The following is a 19,140-nucleotide window of genomic DNA, read 5'->3' on the forward strand; positions in this document are numbered from 1 at the left end:
CGGTCATGGACCAGGACCAACCGTAGCCTCTCTTTGGCCACCTTTTTGCTGGCTGTGGTTTCTTTTCCAAAAAAGCGTAGAATGAAATCTAGCACGGTTGGTCCCTCCTTAGCCTAGGCCGAAGAACTTTTTGAGTTTGGCCACCAAGCCTTCATTGCCTTCAAGATTTAACAGAGGCACTTCTTCACCCAAAAGGCGCCGGGAAATGTTGTAATAAGCTTGTCCTGCTCTGGAGCGCTTATCCAGAATAGCGGGCTCTCCCTTGTTAGTAGAAACTACGATAAGCTCGTCCTCAGGCACTACCCCCAAGAGATCTATAGCCAGGATCTCCAGCATGTCGTCGATATCCATCATATCGCCCCGGCGCACCATATCCGGCCGGATGCGGTTTATTATAAGGCGGGGAGGTTCCATTTCTGCTGCTTCTAAAAGCCCGATTATTCTATCCGCATCTCTTACGGCAGCAACCTCCGGAGTAGTTACTACTAGCGCTTTTTCGGCACCAGCGATGGCATTCTTAAACCCCATCTCTATACCGGCAGGGCAATCAATAAGAACAAAATCAAAGTCCTCCTTGAGCTGGTCACACAGGTCTATCATCTGCTGGCGCGTAACCGCCGTCTTATCGCGCGTTTGGTTGGCCGGAAGTAGGTAGAGATTTTCCAACCTCTTATCCTTAATGAGGGCTTGTTTTAGTCGGCACCTCCCCTCTACTACATCCACCAGGTCGTAAACTATACGGTTTTCCAAACCCAATACCACGTCCAGGTTCCGGAGGCCTATGTCAGTGTCCACCATAACCACTCTTTTCCCTAAAAGGGCCAATCCAGTACCCAGATTGGCAGTGGTAGTAGTTTTACCAACCCCGCCCTTCCCGGAAGTGATAACGATCACTTCACCCATTGCGGTCCTCCTCTTTTATTAAATTGCCTGGCTCCAGATACCGCTTTTCCCCACCAGGCTGATATCTTTCAATAACTACTACTCCATCCTGTACCCTAGCGATCTCGGGCTTCTTTAAGGGCTTGTCCCCCTTGTCTGGCGGGCGAGCTATGTACCCTGCGATGCGTAACTGGGTGGGCTGGAGGTCGAAAGCGATGACCACCGCACTTTCGTCTCCTTCCGCTCCGGCGTGTACCATACCCTTTAAAGCCCCCATTACTATCACATGCCCACCAGCCACCACCTCACCGCCCGGGTTAACATCGCCCATAACCACGACGTTACCAGGATAATATACCCGCTGGCCCGACCGGATGTTGCGGCGAACCAATAAGGTGTGGCCAGAAGAAAAATCGCCGGAAGGAGTAGGGTAAGGCACGAGGAACTCCTCCATAAAAAATTTATCGACGTGTAATAGTAATTGTCTTTTACTTTCTACAGACTGAGAGGTAAATCCTGCCGTAAGAGGCAAAAACCTGAATGCTTTTTTCCTCGCTATATCCTTAAATTACGACATAAAGCTTACTCTACCGCCCCTCCAACAACATTTGTCCGTGCCTGAGCGGAGAGGCCAAAATACTGGGCAAAGACGTCCCGAGCTACTTGACCTGCAGAATCACCGCCATGCCGTGCATACTCAACAATTCCCGCGAAGGCGATCTCGGGGTCGTCATACGGGGCGAAAGCTATAAACAGCCCGTAAAAGTCTTTGGACTTATCATCACCGGCCAGACCGGTCTGAGCAGTACCAGTTTTGGCTGCTACTTTAATATGCGGTGGGAAATCCCGGAACAGGAAGGAAGCTGTGCCTTCCGGCGAGTGAGCCACCATTAGCATCCCCTTCCGTACTTCTTCTAATATTTCAGGTGGAATATCCACTTTGTGGACCACCTCCGGCTGAAACTCCTTCTTAATTTCCCCCTCGGAAGATATCACTCGTTTCACCAGATAAGGTCTAAACCGGGTACCACCGTTAGCCAGAGTGGCCACGTAATTAGCCAACTGAAGGACGGTAAAATTATTGGCTCCTTGTCCTATGGCGGTGTTGTAAGTATCAAAGGGTTGCCAGGTAGTTTCAAAGTTGAAGGTTATCTCGTAGATAGTTTTAAGCTGGCGCAATTCCTGCTCTTTTTTCTTAAGTAGGCGTTCCTTCTCGGCGGCAGAAGCAGAAGACATAAGGTCGGCATACTTTTTTTCTATCTCGGCCTCACGTCTCTCTAGCCATCTCTTTAATATTGCCGCATTTACCTCCCTTTTCCAGGAAGGAGAAGGTAAAATGCCCTTGGCTTCCCCCAAAACTCCTACTGCCCCGGTAGGAGATCCCAAACCGAATTGCTCGGCCACTTGGTGAATCATATCGATACCTGCCATTTCGGCGGCCCACTGAAAATAGGTGTTACATGAAACCGCCAAAGCCCGCTCTAGGTCCACACGACCGTGGGGCTGCCAGCAATCTAATCCCCCCGGCTTTGGATACCGGCCACTACAGTAAACGGTATCTTGAGGCTTTACAGCTCCTGAAAGAAGAGCGGCAAGGGCCGTAATAGGCTTAAAAGTAGAACCTGGCGGATAGGCACCCTGAACGGCCCGGTTAAACAGGGGTTTAAGGTGTGGGTCGTTATAATAAGACTGTTTTTTGACGTAACCCCCGTTTACAAAATCGTTGGGGTCCATATCAGGCTTACTGGCCATGGCCAGTATAGCTCCTGTTTTAACATCTAAAACTACCGCCGCCCCTGCACCCGCCTTAGGATTTCTTTTTTTCTCTTCGGCAATAACTTTATCTAAAGATTCCTCCAGTGTTCTTTGAAGATCAAGATCAATGGTAAGCTCTACAGTATCTCCCGGTGCCGGTGGGATGGTTAGAAGATCTCGTATTTTCCGGTTAAAGGCATTGACCTCCACCTGTTCAGCCCCATCTTTGCCCCTAAGGCCGTACTCGAGATCGCCCTCTTTATTGTATTCCAAGTAACGCTCGATACCGCTCTTGCCTATTTTGTCGTTAAGTCGGTAGTTATCCTCCCTACGCTCTAGAAGTTCCTCCCGGGTTATCTGACCTATAAACCCTAAAATATGACCGGCTAGCGGTCCGTGAGGATAAACGCGTTGGGGTTCCGTAGAAATACTCACTCCTGGAAGTTCCAGCCGTCTCTCTTCCAACCGGCTGATTACAGCCATGGCCTCGGGGCCAGAAGGAAGTCTCTTTATAACTACGGGTTCATAGCGATAGGGATTGTTTTTTATCTTCTCCCAGATAGCCTCTGGAGTAAGTTCCCTGTCTCCTAAAAGCTCGGCCAAAAGGCGGACGACCTTATCCGTGTCCGTGCTGGGAACAGGGCTAAGGGTTATTACGTATACAGGCTGGCTCGTGGCCAATACCCTGCCTTTGCTGTCCAAAATATCGCCACGCCTGGCCTCTATAGGTATGAGCCGGATACTATTTTGGGCAGACCGGCGGGCGAACTCTTGGGCGTTTACTACCTGGAGAAAGAAAAGCCTAGTTGAAAGTAGCACAAAGATGAAGACAACAAAAAATAAATATACCTTCAGACGTCCATTGAGCTTTATCCTCCAAGGCTCCTTCGGTTGGCCAACCATTCGGTCCCCTCCCGTTTAAGGCTCTCGCCCAAAAAGGCTAGGGAGGCATTATAAAGGGCAGCAGGAAATATCGTCTTCAGTAAGCTTGATCCCCAAGGATAATAAAGGCCCCCCAAAGGGGCAAAAAGCAGAAAAAAGAAACCGGAAGCAACACTGGCCACCCATACTACTGTAACGGGAACCCATGGATTCTCCAAGTTGAGCTTATCCCTGCCCCACCCTACTCCACACCCCACCAGCATCTTTATCAAAGCATTCATCCCTAGAAAGCGGCACAAGTACAAATCCTCCATAAGACCGTAAAATGCGCCCAGCACGGCCCCATGTTTAGCTCCCCGGGATAAGGCATAAAAGCAGAGGAGGATAAGGAGCAGGTCCGGTTTAACGCCAGCCACCTGAAAAACCTGCAAAACTGTAGCCTCTAAAATAAGGCTAAGGACGCCTGTAATGATGAACGCCACTACTGGCATCTTCTTGCACCCTCAAAATTTTCGTTATCACTAGCACTTCCTCCAACCGGTCAAAATCAGCATAAGGTTCGATTATAGCCCGTTTCATTAGCCCATCAGGCTCCGGTAATATCTTTACCACCCTGCCTATGGGCAACCCTTTAGGAAAAATCCCGCCCAGCCCGGAGGTAAGGACTATATCATTTTCCTTAACCGGTGCGTCATGGGCAAGATGGATCATCTGCAGGTATCCTCGGTAATCGGAGCTGGCCTCCACCACCCCCAGCACGCGGCTCGACTGGACCATAGCTCCCACCGCTCCCTCACGGTCCAAAAGGAGCAATACCTCGGCAGTTTTTGGAAAAACACGTATGATGCGGCCCACCACACCTGCTGGAGTCAGGACCACCTGATCTTCCCCGATACCGTCATCTGACCCCAAACCTATAGTGAGGGTGCTAAACCAGTTACTAGGGCTCCGGGCGACAACAGGAGCTACTTTCAATTGCCAATCGCCCGAGGTAGCTGCTTTGTAGGCCAATAATTGTTTTAGCCGCAAATTTTCCTGGCGATATTCTTCCATCTGGACAATTTGGGCCTGCAGTTCAGCCACCTGGCGCTTTAACTGCTCGTTTTCTGCTCGTATCCGCCCCAGACTTAGAAGGGCCTCTATAGAACCTTGAACCCTACCTACAGTCCAAGTCAAAGCACCTGTTAACGGTGCCATGCTCTGCTTCAAAACTCCACTAACCGGGATCCAGGGTGCGTCAACCGGCCCTGGCCAGCGAAGCAAAAAAATAAACAACCCCCCTGCTACCGCAATCCCTAGAATGGGTAAAAGCCTCCCCCCCAGCCCGCGCAAAGTAAAACACCCCTTTTTAGCCGGACCGCCGGACCGCAAACAGCACCCGTCTGAGTTCCTCCAAGTTTTCTAGTACCTTACCAGTTCCTAAAGCCACAGCAGTTAGGGGATCTTCGGCCAGATTGACTGGCATACCCGTCTCCTGGCTAACCAAGCGGTCCAGGCCCCAAAGCAAAGCGCCCCCACCGGCCATGACAATCCCCCTGTCCATAAGGTCGGCAGCCAGCTCCGGGGGAGTACGTTCCAGACATACTTTTATGGCTTCCAGGATAGCAGCTACCGGCTCGGCCAGGGCTTCTTTAATCTCTTCAGCAGTAACCTCTATAGTCTTAGGTAATCCGGTAACCAGATCTCGGCCCCGTACGGCATAAGTGCGCCTCCTGCGCGCTTCGTCCTCCTCCGTATCCCCAAAATAGGCAGCTCCTATCTCTATTTTAATCTCTTCCGCTGTACGCTCCCCTATCATCAAGTTATAGTTCCTTTTAATATGCTGGGCGATGGCTTCATCCATTTCGTCACCACCGATACGGATGGACCGAGACGTAACAATACCCCCTAAGGAGATAACAGCTACTTCCGTAGTTCCTCCGCCTATATCCACTATCATATTCCCCGTTGGCTCATATACAGGCAAACCTGCCCCTATGGCTGCGGCCATGGGTTCTTCGATGGGGTAGGCTTCTTTTGCGCCGGCCTGAATGGCCGCCTCCCTAACAGCCCTTTCCTCTACAGCAGTAACCCCCGAAGGTACTCCTACTACCACTCGGGGGCGTACAAAAAACCCTTTAGGAATGACCTTCTGTATAAAGTAACGCAGCATGCTCTGGGTAACATCAAAATCGGCTATAACACCATCCTTTAAAGGACGGATGGCGACGATATCCCCTGGTGTACGGCCGATCATCCTTTTGGCCGCCTCACCAACAGCTAAAACTTGTCCCGTATCCCGGCGAATGGCTACAACCGAGGGTTCTCGTAAAACTATACCTTTTCCTCTCACGTAAACTAAAGTATTGGCAGTGCCTAAATCTATACCGATATCCCGGGCAAAAACCATAGCACTTTGCTCCTTCCTAAAGATAGTCCGGTTTGTTTACTTTTTATGTTATAACAGGCCTTTCTCCTTCATGCTGACAAAAGAACCGTCACCTAAAATCAGGTGGTCCAGCACCTCTATACCTAGTACCTTACCTGCCTCTACTAGCCTCCTGGTAACCTGGATATCTTCCAAGCTAGGTGCCGGATCTCCGCTAGGATGGTTGTGAACTAAAATGACCGCTGCTGCGCTTCTGCGTACCGGGCCTTTGAAAACCTCCCGCGGATGTACGTAAGAGGAATTTAGGCTACCTACGGCCACATTGTCTATGGCCAAAACCCTGTTTTTAGTATTAAGGGAGATAGTACGGAAGTGTTCACGGTCCAGGTATCTCATCTCATCCATAAGAAGACAAGCAGCATCAGCCGGTCGCTTTATCAGAGGCCTTTCCGGCCGGAAGGCCGCAAGCCTGCGCCCAAGCTCGATGGCCGCTTTAATTTGAGCAGCCTTAGCCAGGCCAATACCCTTTTGAGCCTTAAGCTCCTCCAAAGAGACTTCAGCCAAGTAGCGCAATCCCCCGGGTTGGGACAGAAGCCTTTGGGCTACTTCCAAGGCCGTCTCCTGGGGGTTACCTGTCCTAAGAAGAATAGCCAGCAATTCCGCATTAGATAGGGCCTGGGCTCCAAAGGCCAGCATCCGCTCCCGAGGCCTAAGGTCTTCAGGCAGATCCTTAATAGTCCTCCCTTGGTAGCGTGCCATTACTATAGGACATCCTTCCCGACTTTTCCTGTAAAGGTTCGCTCTCCTCTACTGGCCTACCATCTTTAAAAATTAGGCCGGGGTCTTAACCCCACGGATCGATCCCAAATTCCTTTAAAAGGGACACCGTGCGCACTAAAGGTAAGCCGACTACATTGAAAAAATCACCGCATATGCCCTCCACCAGGAGGGCCCCCAACCCTTGGATACCGTAAGCACCCGCCTTGTCTAAAGGCTCCCCGCTGGCTACGTACGCTTTGATTTCCCTAGGAGCGAGCTGGCGGAAACGAACTTCCGTCCGCTCCCAGGCTTGCCTTAAGTGCATTCCGGGTACCTTAACTACTGCTACCCCTGTATAAACTTCGTGAGTTTTGCCGCTCAAAAAGGATAACATGGCCTCTGCTTCTTGCGGTGTGGCCGGCTTACCCAATACCCGTCCCTGGCATACGACCAAGGTATCGGCACCCAAGACTATAGCATCAGATAAATCTTGGGCTACTGCCTCTGCCTTGGCGCGGGCCAAAGCCATAACCCGCTCCCTCGGGGGAAGGTCCGCATAAATCTTTTCTTCTACGGTACTAGGAACGGCAGTAAACTTAAGGCCTAGCTGGCTTAAAAGCTGCCTTCTCCTTGGTGAAGCAGAAGCTAAGACTAGCTGCGGCAACTAAATTTCTCCTCCCGCTCTTCAGGCCTTAAGCCTCTTGATAAGCCTTAAGGTTTTTGCGGAAGGCCAAGTTAAAAGTCAGGATCTCCAGGTTGACAGTCAGGTCTACGTTGCGCACCTCGATATGGTCAGGCACGTTGATAACCCGTGGTGCAAAGTTCAGGATACCCCGAATGGAGGTTTTGGCCAATTCATCTGCTACAAACTGCGCCTGGTCGGCCGGTACGGCGATTATAGCGATCTGGGCCTTCTCTCTTTCGATTATCTCCGCCAACCTATCCATACTGTAAATCTCCACCCCGTTCAACCTATAACCTATTTTATGGGGAGCAATATCGAAAATACCTACTATCTTAAAGCCCCTCTCACGAAAACCTCCGTACATGGATAGGGCGGTTCCTAAGTTACCTGCCCCAATTATAACCATAGGCCAAGTAGTATTAAGGCCCAGTATCTTTATAATATGCCAGTACAGGTCTTTTACATTGTAACCCACCCCGCGAGTACCGAACTCACCGAAATAGGCCAGATCTTTCCTTACTTGGGCCGGGCTTACCCCTACCCCTTCCGCTATCTCGCCGGAAGAAATAGTTACTATACCCTGGCGATCCGCTTCCGCCAAAAAGCGTGAATATACCGATAGGCGCATTATGGTCGCCTCGGGAATCTTCAAGGTCTTAAGCATCCTGCAACTCCTCCTTTGTTACAAACTTTGATCTGTCCTATTCGCTACCTGATTAAAAAATCCTCTTTTTTGCGCTCTAGAAACCATTTCCTAGCGTCAGCTATCATGTACAGCGATCCTGTCACGCAAATCAAATCCTCAGGCTCTGCCAGACCCAAAGCTATTTCCATAGCTCGGGAAATGTCCCTAACGACCTCGACACGAGACGTGAACCTTCGGGCATACAGCGCTATTTTTTCCCAATCGCCAGCCCTAAGACTATCCGGCCGTGTAACTATTACTCTTTCTGCTAAAGGTGCAAGCACCCCTGTAATCTTTTCCCTTTCCTTATCGGCTAGTATACCTAAAACCAATATTAGATGCCGATAAGAAAAAAGTTCCTGCAAAGCTTGTTTTAAAGCTAAAGCACCATCGTAATTGTGAGCCCCATCTAAAACTACTAAGGGACGCCTCCGGACGACCTCCAGCCGTCCCGGCCAGGAAACCTTGGCCATACCTTCTCTGATATGGTGCTCGCCAACGACTAAACCACGGTGGCACCGCGCGGCCTCGATGGCGGCCACGGCCAAGGAGGCGTTTACAAGCTGGTGACGCCCCAGCAAAGGTATCTTAAGCTTGCGGTAGCGCTGCCCCAGGCCCTCCCAATCCATCTCGCCCCCTTGAGGAGAGACGATTAGTTCTTTAAAGCGGATATCCCTTCCTAACCGGTAAAGGAAGGCTTTTCTCTGCTGGCAAGTCCTTTCAATTACCTCCAAGGCTTCGGGTTTATCTGCGCCTGTAACCACTACGCCCTCTTGTTTAATTATGCCGGCCTTCTGCTGGGCTATTTCTACAACAGTGGGTCCCAGATAGTCCATATGATCCAGTCCTACATTGGTTATCACAGTTACCTCCGACGTAGGAATTATATTGGTAGAGTCTAGGGACCCTCCCAACCCCACCTCTAATACCACGTAATCGGGTTTTACTTCCCCAAAGTAATAGAGCGCCAAGGCAGTAGTTACCTCGAACTCTGTTGGAGGCTCGTAACCTTTTTCTACCATATCTTCTAAAATAGGCCGCAGATGGGTTAAGATGTAAGCCACTTCCTCCTCTTTAATAGCCTGTCCATTTAAGCGAATACGCTCAGTATAGCTGTGTAAATGTGGGGAAGTAAAAAGACCCACCCGGTACCCTGCAGCCTGAAGTACGGCCGCCACCATAGCTGCGACAGAGCCCTTACCGTTGGTCCCTCCAATATGAAAAAAACGGAGCCGCCGGTGGGGATCCCCCAACCGTCGTAGCAGCTCCTCTATACGGCTTAGGCCTGGGTTTATGCCAAACTTGGTAAGCTGGCACAAAAATTCTAGGGCCTCGCTGTAGTTCAACCCTTTCATCACCTCTGACCCTTTAAGGCGACTAAGCGCTGATTCAGGGCTTCTGCCTTGTTCCGCAACTCTTCTTCTTTATTGCGCTCCTTCTCCACAACTTCGGCCGGCGCTTTAGCTAAAAACTCAGGGTTAGCCAGTTTCTTCTGCACCCGCTCTAACTCCTTCCGGGTGGCAGCAAGTTCCTTTTCCAACCTGGCTATTTCCTTTTCATAGTCTATGAGCCCTTCTAACGGCAGGTAAACTTCTACTCCTCCGCATACACTAGAGACGGCCTTAAGACTCAAATTATCTACGGTTTCCAATATATCCACCGGCTCAGCCTGGGCCAAAGTATTAAAATAAACACGGCATTCCTGTAAAAGCCTCCGGGTTCTGTCTTCTCCTGCCACTAGAATAACCCGCGCCTTCCTCCCCGGAGTCACCCGAACCTCACTCCGCAGGTTACGTATAGCTCTGATTACCTCGGTCACCAAAGCCATATCTTCCTCGGCCTCATAGTCCCTGCCTTGAGTCTTAGCTTTAGGCCAAGAACTTATCATAATACTGGTTCTATCCCCGGGAAGGTAGTGCCAGATCTCTTCAGTAATAAAGGGCATAAAGGGGTGCAGGAGCTTAAGAAAAGTCTCTAATACTTCGAGCAACACCCTCTGGGCTGTGGCTTTGGTCCGTTCATCGTTCCCGTAGAGGCGTACCTTACTTAGCTCTATATACCAGTCGCAGAACTCTCCCCAGAAAAACTCATATAAGCTCCTGGCTGCTTCTCCAATCTCATAATCCTCCATACTTCTAGTTACTTGATCTACTAGCGCATTGAGCCGGCTCAATATCCAGCGATCCGGTAAGGTAGGCGGGGCCTCTTCTTTTTCCGGATCATAATCTTTAAGGTTTAAAAGCACGAACCGCGCTGCATTCCAAATTTTGTTGCAGAAATTACGCGTGCTCTCCAGTCTCTCCGGGTGGAAGCGGAGGTCGTTTCCCGGAGTGTTACCCGTGATGAGGGTGAAGCGTAACGTATCGGCCCCGTACTCTTCAATTACATCCATGGGGTCTACCCCGTTCCCTAAGGACTTGCTCATTTTGCGGCCTTGGGCATCCAACACCAAGCCGTGGATGAGGACTTCCCGGAAGGGAACCTCGCCCATAAATTTAAGACCCATAAAAATCATCCGGGCCACCCAAAAGAAAATAATATCCCGGCCAGTAACCAGAACCGATGTAGGATAGTACAGAGCAAGCTCAGGGGTTTTGTCCGGCCACCCCATGGTAGAAAAAGGCCAGAGAGCAGAGCTAAACCAAGTATCCAGAACATCCGGGTCTTGCTCTAAAGCCGTGCTGCGGCAGGACGGGCACTCCCTGGGGTCCTCAGTGGTGCAGATTACCTCTCCGCACTGCTGGCAATACCATACGGGTATACGATGCCCCCACCATAGCTGCCGGGATATGCACCAATCCCGGATATTCTCCAGCCAGTTTAGATAAATCTTGGTAAAGCGCTCGGGTACAAACCGCACCCGGCCCTCTAAGGCGGCCTGGAGGGCGGGCTGTGCCAGAGGTTTCATGCGTACAAACCATTGGGGAGAGACGAGGGGTTCTATGACTGTACCGCAACGGTAGCAATGGCCCACCGCGTGGGTGTGTTCTTCGACTTTAACAAGGTATCCTTGCTTTTCTAGATCTTCTACCACCTTTTCCCGGCAAGCATACCGGTCCAAGCCTTTATAAGGACCTGCTTCGGCGGTCATTATCGCGTCTTTCCCGATGACCGTAATCGAAGGAAGGCCGTGGCGTTTTCCTATTTCAAAGTCATTAGGATCGTGAGCAGGAGTAATTTTCACAGCCCCGGTCCCGAAGCTAGGATCCACATATTCATCGGCTATCACGGGTATCTCGCGGTTTAAAAGAGGAAGAATAACCGTACGGCCAATAAACTTACGGTACCGCTCATCATCAGGGTGAACAGCTACCGCCGTATCTCCCAGCATGGTCTCAGGACGGGTCGTAGCTACGGTTATACCACCTTGTCCTTCTTTAAAAGGATACAGAATATACCACAGACGCCCCTGTTCTTCCTCATGTTCAACTTCGATATCGGATATAACCGTGGCGCAGCGGGGGCACCAGTTTATAATATAGTCCCCGCGGTAGATCAGCCCCTCCTTGTAAAGGCGCACGAAGACTTCCCGCACCGCCCGGGAGCATCCCTTGTCCATAGTAAAACGCTCCCGACTCCAGTCGCAAGAAGCTCCTAAGCGGCGTAGCTGCTGGGTTATGCGGCTGCCGTACTCTTCCTTCCAGGCCCATACCCTTTCCAAAAATTTCTCCCGGCCCAGGTCGTATTTGGTTAGCCCTTCCTTAGCCAACTCTTCTTCCACACGAGCCTGGGTAGCTATACCGGCATGGTCCGTACCCGGAAGCCAAAGGGTGGCATCCCCCCGCATCCTGTGCCAGCGGACCAATATATCTTGAAGGGTATTATCCAGGGCATGTCCCAGATGGAGGCTACCCGTAACATTGGGAGGAGGCATGACCACACTGAAGGGTTTCCGCTCGCCAACATCGTCTACCGGTGCACGGAAATATCCCTTTTCCTCCCACACCTTGTACCACTTACTTTCTACCTTGTGCGGGTCATAGACAGAGGGTAATTCTTGAACCGGCGGCACGCTCAATCCTCCCCTGGTATCTTAGAAAAAAACCCCTCATCCGCCCCCGGACGAGGGAAAATATTCATGTCCTTGTAATATCTTAACGACTTAAGGCAAGCTGTGTCAAGGGCTGTTGTGTTACCGCCTGCTCCGGGCCTTCCTTTATTTCTGTTCCCACATGCTTCAAGGGCCGCTCCCAGTTCACCAAGGCCTCTTTTAAAACTTCGTCCATGTGCTCTACCAGGACAAACTTAAGTTTCCGTTTCACCTGTGGTGGTATCTCTTCTAAATTCTTCTCATTGTCCTTGGGCAATATGACCGTCTTAATCCCGGCCCGGTGGGCAGCTAAAACCTTCTCTTTGATGCCGCCTACGGGTAACACCCTGCCCCGTAAAGTTATCTCTCCGGTCATAGCTACGTCGCTTCGCACCGGGACACCCATTAAAGCTGATGCCATGGCCGTGGCCATGGTGATACCGGCCGAAGGCCCATCCTTGGGTATGGCTCCTTCCGGGACGTGGATATGCACATCATTTTTTTCGTAGAAATCAACGGGCAAGCCCAGTTCTTTCGCCCGGGAGCGAAGGTAGCTAAACCCGGCGTAGGCAGACTCCTTCATCACGTCGCCTAATTTTCCAGTTAAGGTGAGGTTCCCCTTCCCAGGCAGGATGGCCACTTCTACATTGAGGACTTCGCCGCCTACCTCAGTCCAGGCTAGCCCCCGGGCTACACCCACTACCTCAGCCTCTTCAGCAAGGGTGTGGCGGTAACGCGGTATTCCCAGGAAATTATCCAGATTTTGAGCCGTTACTTTTACGGCTGTAGTATTACCGCTCACGATCTCCTTGGCTGTCTTGCGGCATAGCTTGGCTATCTGTCGTTCAAGATTCCTTACACCTGCTTCCCTGGTGTATTCCCGGATTATACGGCGCAAGGCATTCTCGGATATTATAAGCTGTTCCTTCTTTAACCCGTGCTCCTTTAGCTGCTTAGGAATGAGGTGGAGCTGGGCTATTTTTATCTTCTCTTCTTCCGTGTAACCAGGTATACGGATGACCTCCATACGGTCTAGAAGAGGTCTGGGGATGGAATATTCGACATTGGCCGTAGTTATGAACATAACTTTAGACAGATCGAAGGGGGCCTCAATATAATGATCACTAAACATATAGTTTTGTTCAGGATCTAGAACTTCTAGCAGGGCTGATGCCGGGTCTCCGCGGAAATCGGAACTTAGCTTATCTATTTCATCGAGGAGAAATACAGGATTTTTGCTCCCTGCCTGCTTCATGCCCTGGATGATACGGCCGGGCAGGGCTCCTACATAAGTTCGCCTGTGGCCCCTTATCTCCGCTTCATCCCTTACTCCTCCTAAAGATATGCGTACAAACTTGCGCTGCATGGCCCTAGCTATAGATTTAGCCAAAGAGGTTTTTCCTACCCCTGGCGGCCCCACAAAACAGAGAATAGGCCCGCGCATCTTCTTGGCCAGCTTACGGATGGCCAGGTATTCCAGGATCCGCTCCTTCACTTCTTCAAGCCCATAATGGTCCTCGTTTAGGATCTTCTCAGCCACTTTTATATCCAGCCGATCCCGGGTCTCCTTTTGCCAGGGCAAAGCCAAAAGCCAGTCCAGATAATTGCGCACCACTGTCGCCTCAGCGGCCATAGGAGGCATTTTCTCCAGGCGCTCAACTTCTTTTAACGCCCTCTCTTCAATTTCCTTAGGCAGCTTAGCTTGAGCTATCTTTGCCCGGAGTTCTTCAACTTCAGCTTGCCGTTCATCCTTTTCTCCCAGCTCTTTCTGGATGGCTTTTATCTGCTCACGCAAGTAATATTCCTTCTGAGTCTTTTCCATCTGCTTCCTAACCCGCAAGTTTATCTTCCGCTCAAGCTCGAGAATCTCCTTCTCCCGGGCTAAAATTTCGCATAAAAGCTCCAGCCGCTGCTTTATATCAAAGGCCTCAAGCACGGCTTGCTTGTCGACCAGTTTGAGATTTAAATGGGAAGCAATCACATCTGCCAGCCGTCCCGGCTCCTCTAAACTCACCACCGCTACAACCGTCTCCGGCGGGATACGCTTAGACATTTTAACATAATGTTCAAATTCGTTTATTAAAGCGCGCATCAAGGCCTCTGTTTCGTTATTGGTCTCCACTTCATCCTTGTATTCCTGAACCTCTACGGCCATATAAGGATCATAGCTCAGATATCTAGTTATCTTGCCCCGCCTTATGCCCTCCACCAGAATCCTTATGGTACCACCTGGCAGCTTCAGCAACTGCTTTATTTCAGCTACAGTGCCGGTAGCGTAGATATCTTCCTCACCCGGATCATCGGTCTGGGCTTCCTTCTGCATGGCTAAGAAAATTTCTCTATCCCGAACCATCGCTGCTTCGATGGCATTTATAGAACGTTCACGTCCTACATCCAAGTGAAGTACCGTATAAGGAAAAACAATAACTCCCCGTAAGGGAAGCAAAGGAAGAATACGGCTCAATGCTCACACCTCCATAAAGGTCCCCTTAACCACTCGCTTCCTCGTCCAGGTCTTCATTATATTCTACGAAATGTTGATTACCTCCGCAATAGGAAAAACTCGGTCGCCAGACCATAAGAAAGGGAGCAGGGAAGCTATTGAAGGAAGTAGAAGATTTTAATGGTAAGCCAGGGGTGAAGCGCTTAAAACCTGGGGTGGAGAGGCTAGGGTTTCGCGGTTACCAGGCCGCTTCTCCCGGTAGAGGCCATGCTCAAGGGCCTCTTCTATCCTTCGTATGGGGATTACCTCTATATCCCGGAGATGGCGAAAATTCTCTTGCCAGTTTTCGGCCGGTATAAGCACTTTTTTAACCCCTGACAGGCGTGCAGCTTCTACCTTGGGCATTATCCCTCCCACGGGCCGTACAAAACCCCGCAAAGAGATCTCTCCTGTCATGGCGACCTTATTATCTACCGGTGTACCGGTAAAAGCAGAGTAAAGGGCTACTACCATAGCTAACCCAGCCGAGGGCCCGTCCACAGGAACGGCTCCAACGAAATTGAGGTGTAGGTCATAATCCAGGGGGTCAAGGTTAAGAAGGCCCCTCAGCGCAGTCAAAACGTTGTCTACTGCATTGCGGGCCATGCTCTTCTTCTTTAGGCGGCGGCCCTCCAGTCCCCCCATCTCCTCTTCGTCCACTACACCGGTAACTACTACCCGGCCCCGCCGGCCACCTACGAAATGTGCGCTAGCTTCTAATTCTACCACAACCCCCATATTGGGACCGTATACCGCCAATCCGTTTACAACCCCTACTTGGGGTTCTGAAGGTATCCGGGATTGTGGCCTGGGTGAGTATTGGCCGCAGCTTACCACCCATTCTACATCCTGCCTGAGGATCTCCTGCCGCCCTTCTGTAAGAGCTAGCCCCGCGGCAAGCTGAACCATATTTACCGCTTCCCTGCCGTTGGTAGCGTACCGCTTTATAATCTCCACTGCCTTATTTTCAATGGACAGATTTATTTTTCGGACTGCGTTTTTTACAATAACCCCGATCTCTTCAGGCAGGAGGGGGCGGAAATAAATTTCCACGCAACGGGAGCGGATAGCCGCCGGTATCTCCTGCGGGAGCCTGGTGGTCGCCCCCACTAACCGGAAATCGGCAGGCAGTCCGTTTTTAAAAATGTCGTGGATATGAGGAGGGATATTAGTATCCTCTGAGCTGTAATATGCGCTTTCCAGTAGCACTTTACGGTCTTCCAACACTTTAAGGAGCTTATTTATCTGTATGGGGTGGAGCTCTCCTATTTCGTCTATGAAGAGTATACCTCCGTGAGCTTTGGTAACAGCCCCGGGTTTAGGCTGGGGGATACCCGCTAAACCCAGAGGGCCTGCTCCCTGGTAAATGGGGTCGTGTACTGATCCTATAAGGGGGTCGGCGATACCCCGCTCATCAAAGCGAGAAGTGGCCCCGTCTATCTCCACAAACTGAGCATCTTCCCTGAAGGGTGAAAGGGGATTCTTCTTGGCCTCCTCTAGCACTAGCCGGGCCGCCGCTGTCTTACCCACACCCGGGGGGCCATAAATGATCACGTGCTGGGGATTGGGCCCGCACAGGGCAGCCCGTAGAGCCTTTAAACCTTCTTCCTGGCCAATGATCTCCTCAAAGGTTGTAGGTCGGGTCTTTTCGGCTAAGGGTTCGCTCAACGCTATCTGGCGTAGCTGCTTAAGCTTTTCTAGCTCTTTGCGGGACTCCCTTTCTATAGCCGTACGGTTTCCAGGCTGGCTTTTAAAAAGGTTAACCAAGTATAAAGCGGCTACCACCGCTAAAAAAACCTGCAAAAAGGTAATAGCTCCCCCCAAACTAATACTGCTCTCTGCCACCTTCCAAAACTCCTTTCCCCATGCTCTCGTTTTTTAAGTTGTGCTGTAAGGTAATATTTTATCCAAAAAATAAAAAAGGCAGCCCTTCCTTCGAGCTGCCATCCCCAATACCAACCTTTTTAACTTCTGCTTTTTAAGCGCTTTCTTCCTTTTTCTTTTTACGGTCTGCTGCAGTTACGATGAGGGGCTCTTCCTTACGCAAAATACAATCCTTGGTGATTATTACCTTGGTCACATTACCTCGTGAAGGAATTTCATACATGACATCCAGCATAACCTCTTCTAATATAGCCCTGAGGCCCCGGGCTCCGGTCTCCCGCTTAAGGGCTTCTCTAGCTATGGCCACTAGAGCATCTTCTTTAAACTCTAAACTCACCCCGTCCATTTCGAAAAGCTTCTGGTATTGCTTCACCAGGGCATTACGTGGCTCAGTCAGTACCCGTATGAGGGCTTGCTCATCCAGGGCATCCAGGGTAACGATGATGGGTAGACGGCCGATGAACTCCGGAATAAGACCGTATTTTAAAAGATCTGCAGGCATTACATGTTTTAAAATATCCCCGATCTGGATATCTTTTTTACTGCGGATCTCAGCCCCGAAACCCATGGTCTTTTGAGAAATACGGTTTCTTATTATCTTATCTAAGCCCTCAAAGGCTCCGCCGCAGATGAAGAGTATATTGGTGGTATCTATCTGGATGAACTCCTGGTGAGGGTGCTTCCGGCCGCCTTGGGGCGGTACGCTGGCTATGGTTCCCTCCAGGATCTTAAGCAGGGCCTGCTGTACACCCTCTCCCGAGACATCCCGCGTAATGGACGGATTCTCCGACTTGCGAGCGATTTTATCGATCTCATCTATATAAACGATCCCCTTTTCAGCCTTCTCTACATCGTAATCGGCAGCCTGTATAAGCTTTAAGAGGATGTTCTCCACATCCTCGCCCACGTATCCTGCCTCAGTGAGAGAAGTAGCGTCAGCAATAGCAAAGGGTACATTTAGAATTTTGGCCAGTGTCTGCGCCAGCAGGGTTTTACCGCTCCCTGTGGGACCGATCATAAGAATATTGCTCTTCTGTATTTCCACATCCTCTAACTTGACGCCTAGATGAATACGCTTATAATGATTATATACGGCCACAGACAATGCCTTTTTGGCATGGTCCTGGCCGACAACATACTGGTCGAGAATTTCCCGGATCTCTTTCGGCTTGGGGATTTCCCCCAGCTCCATACTGAGATCCTCGTTTAATTCTTCTTCTATAATCTCATTACACAACTCTATGCACTCATCGCATATATACACACCTGGCCCTGCCACCAGCTTTTTTACCTGATCCTGCAGCTTACCGCAAAAGGAACATTTAAGTTGCCCTTTATCGTCAGTGTACTTATACATTAAATATTCACCTCACTGTGTTATTTGGCGGGCAACTCGCGTTTCGTGATCACCTCATCAATTAGACCGTACTCCTTAGCTTCCATAGCTGACATGAAATAATCCCGGTCCGTATCCCTGGCTATAACTTCTAACGGCTTCCCTGTTATATCACTCAAAATCTTGTTCAATAAGTCCCGGATACGCATAATCCGCCTAGCGTGGATCTCGATATCCACCGCCTGACCCTGAGTGCCTCCCATGGGTTGGTGTATCATGATCTCGCTATGGGGCAAGGCATATCTTTTCCCTTTGGCTCCAGCCGCAAGAAGGAAGGCAGCCATGCTAGCCGCCAGCCCTACACAGATGGTCGACACATCTGGCTTAATATACTGCATAGTATCAAAAATGGCCATTCCCGCCGTGATAGACCCTCCAGGACTGTTGATATAAAGGTGTATATCTTTATCCGGGTCTTCGGCCTCCAAGAAAAGCATCTGAGCTATAACCAGGTTAGCCACGTGATCATCTATGGCGCTGCCTAAGAAAATAATACGGTCTTTTAAAAGCCGTGAGTAGATATCGTACGCCCGTTCACCCCTATTGGTCTGCTCCACTACTATCGGTACCAGGACGGACATCCTCTGCCTCACCTCCAGAATTTTCCCCGGCTTCTTCTCCCTTTGTATCCTTAACAACAGGAGTAGAGTGATCAGCTAAGAACTGAGCCGCCTTATTAATTATGATATCATATTTGAGCCGTTCTAAGCCATCACCCATTTTTTCTTTTAGCTCTGCAGGATCTCTATTTAGCGCACGAGCCATTTCTTGGATTTCTTTATCTATCTCTTCCGGGGTGGCTGTAAGCCCCTCTTGTTTAGCCACGGCTTCCAACACCAGCTCTGTCTTTACCTGTTTTTCAGCCCGGGCACGGAAATCCTCCCTGAGCTTTGATATATCTTTACCTGTTCTTTCCATAAATTTTTCCAGAGAACTTCTCTGGGCGCGAAGCTGCCAAGCGAAATCCTCTATCAAGCGATCTATCCGGCGTTCCACCAAAACTTTGGGCACTTCTACTTCTGCATCTTCTACCACCTTTTCCACTGCCTGACGGCGGATTTCGGCCTTTGCCCATTCTTCTCGCTCTTTTTCTAAGCGTCTTCTGATATCGGCCTTAAGCTCCTCTAAGGTCTCAAATTCACTTACATCCTTGGCAAATTCGTCATCTAAGGGGAGCAAATGCTTACGCTTGATGGCCCGGATCTTAACCCTAAAAACTGCGTCTTTACCGGCCAGCTCCTGGCGAAAATAATTTCCAGGAAATGTGACTTTAACTTCCCGCTCTTCATCCACTTTAGCCCCCACAAGTTGGGCCTCAAAATCGGCAATAAA

The 19,140-nt window shown here is 50.2% G+C and carries 16 protein-coding genes and 1 pseudogene; all 17 read right to left on the bottom strand.

Translation table 11 applies throughout. The annotated features are described in order from the left end of the window. Positions 1 to 95, bottom strand: a pseudogene (locus L5656_RS11385) (cell division topological specificity factor MinE); the annotation flags it as partial. A gap of 13 nt (positions 96 to 108) precedes the next feature. Then, positions 109 to 903 carry a septum site-determining protein MinD gene (gene minD / locus L5656_RS06380; RefSeq protein WP_297200692.1) on the bottom strand — a complete coding sequence of 265 codons (795 nt, stop codon included), beginning with the start codon at positions 901 to 903 and terminating at the stop codon, positions 109 to 111. Continuing rightward, positions 896 to 1,321, bottom strand: a complete 426-nt coding sequence (minC, locus tag L5656_RS06385) for a septum site-determining protein MinC (protein ID WP_297200695.1) — start codon at positions 1,319 to 1,321, stop codon at positions 896 to 898. The genes minD and minC overlap by 8 nt, the downstream gene beginning before the upstream one ends. Before the next feature lie 143 nt (positions 1,322 to 1,464). Further along, entirely contained in the window at positions 1,465 to 3,540 is a 2,076-nt protein-coding gene (mrdA, locus tag L5656_RS06390; RefSeq protein WP_297200698.1) for a penicillin-binding protein 2, read from the bottom strand. Further along, a complete protein-coding gene (mreD, locus tag L5656_RS06395) occupies positions 3,507 to 4,010 on the bottom strand; it encodes a rod shape-determining protein MreD (protein ID WP_297200701.1) in 504 nt (167 codons plus the stop codon). The genes mrdA and mreD overlap by 34 nt, the downstream gene beginning before the upstream one ends. Then, entirely contained in the window at positions 3,973 to 4,851 is an 879-nt protein-coding gene (gene mreC, locus L5656_RS06400) for a rod shape-determining protein MreC (protein WP_297200703.1), read from the bottom strand. Before mreC ends, mreD begins: the two co-directional genes overlap by 38 nt. Before the next feature lie 16 nt (positions 4,852 to 4,867). Next, positions 4,868 to 5,908, bottom strand: a complete 1,041-nt coding sequence (locus L5656_RS06405; protein WP_297200706.1) for a rod shape-determining protein — start codon at positions 5,906 to 5,908, stop codon at positions 4,868 to 4,870. 48 nt (positions 5,909 to 5,956) lie between these two features. Beyond that, the gene (radC, locus tag L5656_RS06410) at positions 5,957 to 6,646 is read right to left on the bottom strand and encodes a RadC family protein (protein ID WP_297200709.1); all 690 of its coding nucleotides are present in this window, start codon (positions 6,644 to 6,646) and stop codon (positions 5,957 to 5,959) included. A gap of 85 nt (positions 6,647 to 6,731) precedes the next feature. Then, positions 6,732 to 7,310, bottom strand: coding sequence for a Maf family protein (locus L5656_RS06415; RefSeq protein ID WP_297200712.1), 579 nt, complete (start codon positions 7,308 to 7,310; stop codon positions 6,732 to 6,734). Positions 7,311 to 7,338: 28 nt separating this feature from the next. After that, positions 7,339 to 7,995 (bottom strand): redox-sensing transcriptional repressor Rex, encoded by a 657-nt coding sequence (locus L5656_RS06420; RefSeq protein ID WP_297200715.1) that lies wholly within the window; start codon positions 7,993 to 7,995, stop codon positions 7,339 to 7,341. Positions 7,996 to 8,039: 44 nt separating this feature from the next. Beyond that, complete coding sequence (locus tag L5656_RS06425; protein WP_297200718.1) at positions 8,040 to 9,362, bottom strand: bifunctional folylpolyglutamate synthase/dihydrofolate synthase; 1,323 nt, start codon at positions 9,360 to 9,362, stop codon at positions 8,040 to 8,042. An 8-nt stretch (positions 9,363 to 9,370) separates the two neighbouring features. Beyond that, positions 9,371 to 12,028 (bottom strand): valine--tRNA ligase, encoded by a 2,658-nt coding sequence (locus L5656_RS06430; RefSeq protein WP_297200720.1) that lies wholly within the window; start codon positions 12,026 to 12,028, stop codon positions 9,371 to 9,373. Between the two features lie 82 nt (positions 12,029 to 12,110). After that, positions 12,111 to 14,510: an endopeptidase La gene (gene lon / locus L5656_RS06435; protein ID WP_297200723.1), complete on the bottom strand. Its 2,400-nt coding sequence runs from the start codon at positions 14,508 to 14,510 to the stop codon at positions 12,111 to 12,113. Between the two features lie 156 nt (positions 14,511 to 14,666). Continuing rightward, complete coding sequence (gene lonB, locus L5656_RS06440) at positions 14,667 to 16,373, bottom strand: ATP-dependent protease LonB (protein ID WP_297200725.1); 1,707 nt, start codon at positions 16,371 to 16,373, stop codon at positions 14,667 to 14,669. Between the two features lie 133 nt (positions 16,374 to 16,506). Beyond that, on the bottom strand, positions 16,507 to 17,769 hold the full coding sequence (gene clpX, locus L5656_RS06445) for an ATP-dependent Clp protease ATP-binding subunit ClpX (RefSeq protein ID WP_297200728.1): 1,263 nt from the start codon (positions 17,767 to 17,769) through the stop codon (positions 16,507 to 16,509). A gap of 20 nt (positions 17,770 to 17,789) precedes the next feature. Further along, on the bottom strand, positions 17,790 to 18,389 hold the full coding sequence (gene clpP, locus L5656_RS06450; RefSeq protein ID WP_297200731.1) for an ATP-dependent Clp endopeptidase proteolytic subunit ClpP: 600 nt from the start codon (positions 18,387 to 18,389) through the stop codon (positions 17,790 to 17,792). Beyond that, a partial coding sequence (gene tig / locus L5656_RS06455; protein WP_297200733.1) for a trigger factor occupies positions 18,349 to 19,140 on the bottom strand: 792 nt, incomplete at its 5' end. The genes tig and clpP, both read right to left, overlap by 41 nt.

It is taken from the genome of Thermanaeromonas sp. (assembly GCF_021890735.1).
In the GTDB taxonomy this organism is placed as follows: domain Bacteria; phylum Bacillota; class DSM-521; order Neomoorellales; family Neomoorellaceae; genus Thermanaeromonas.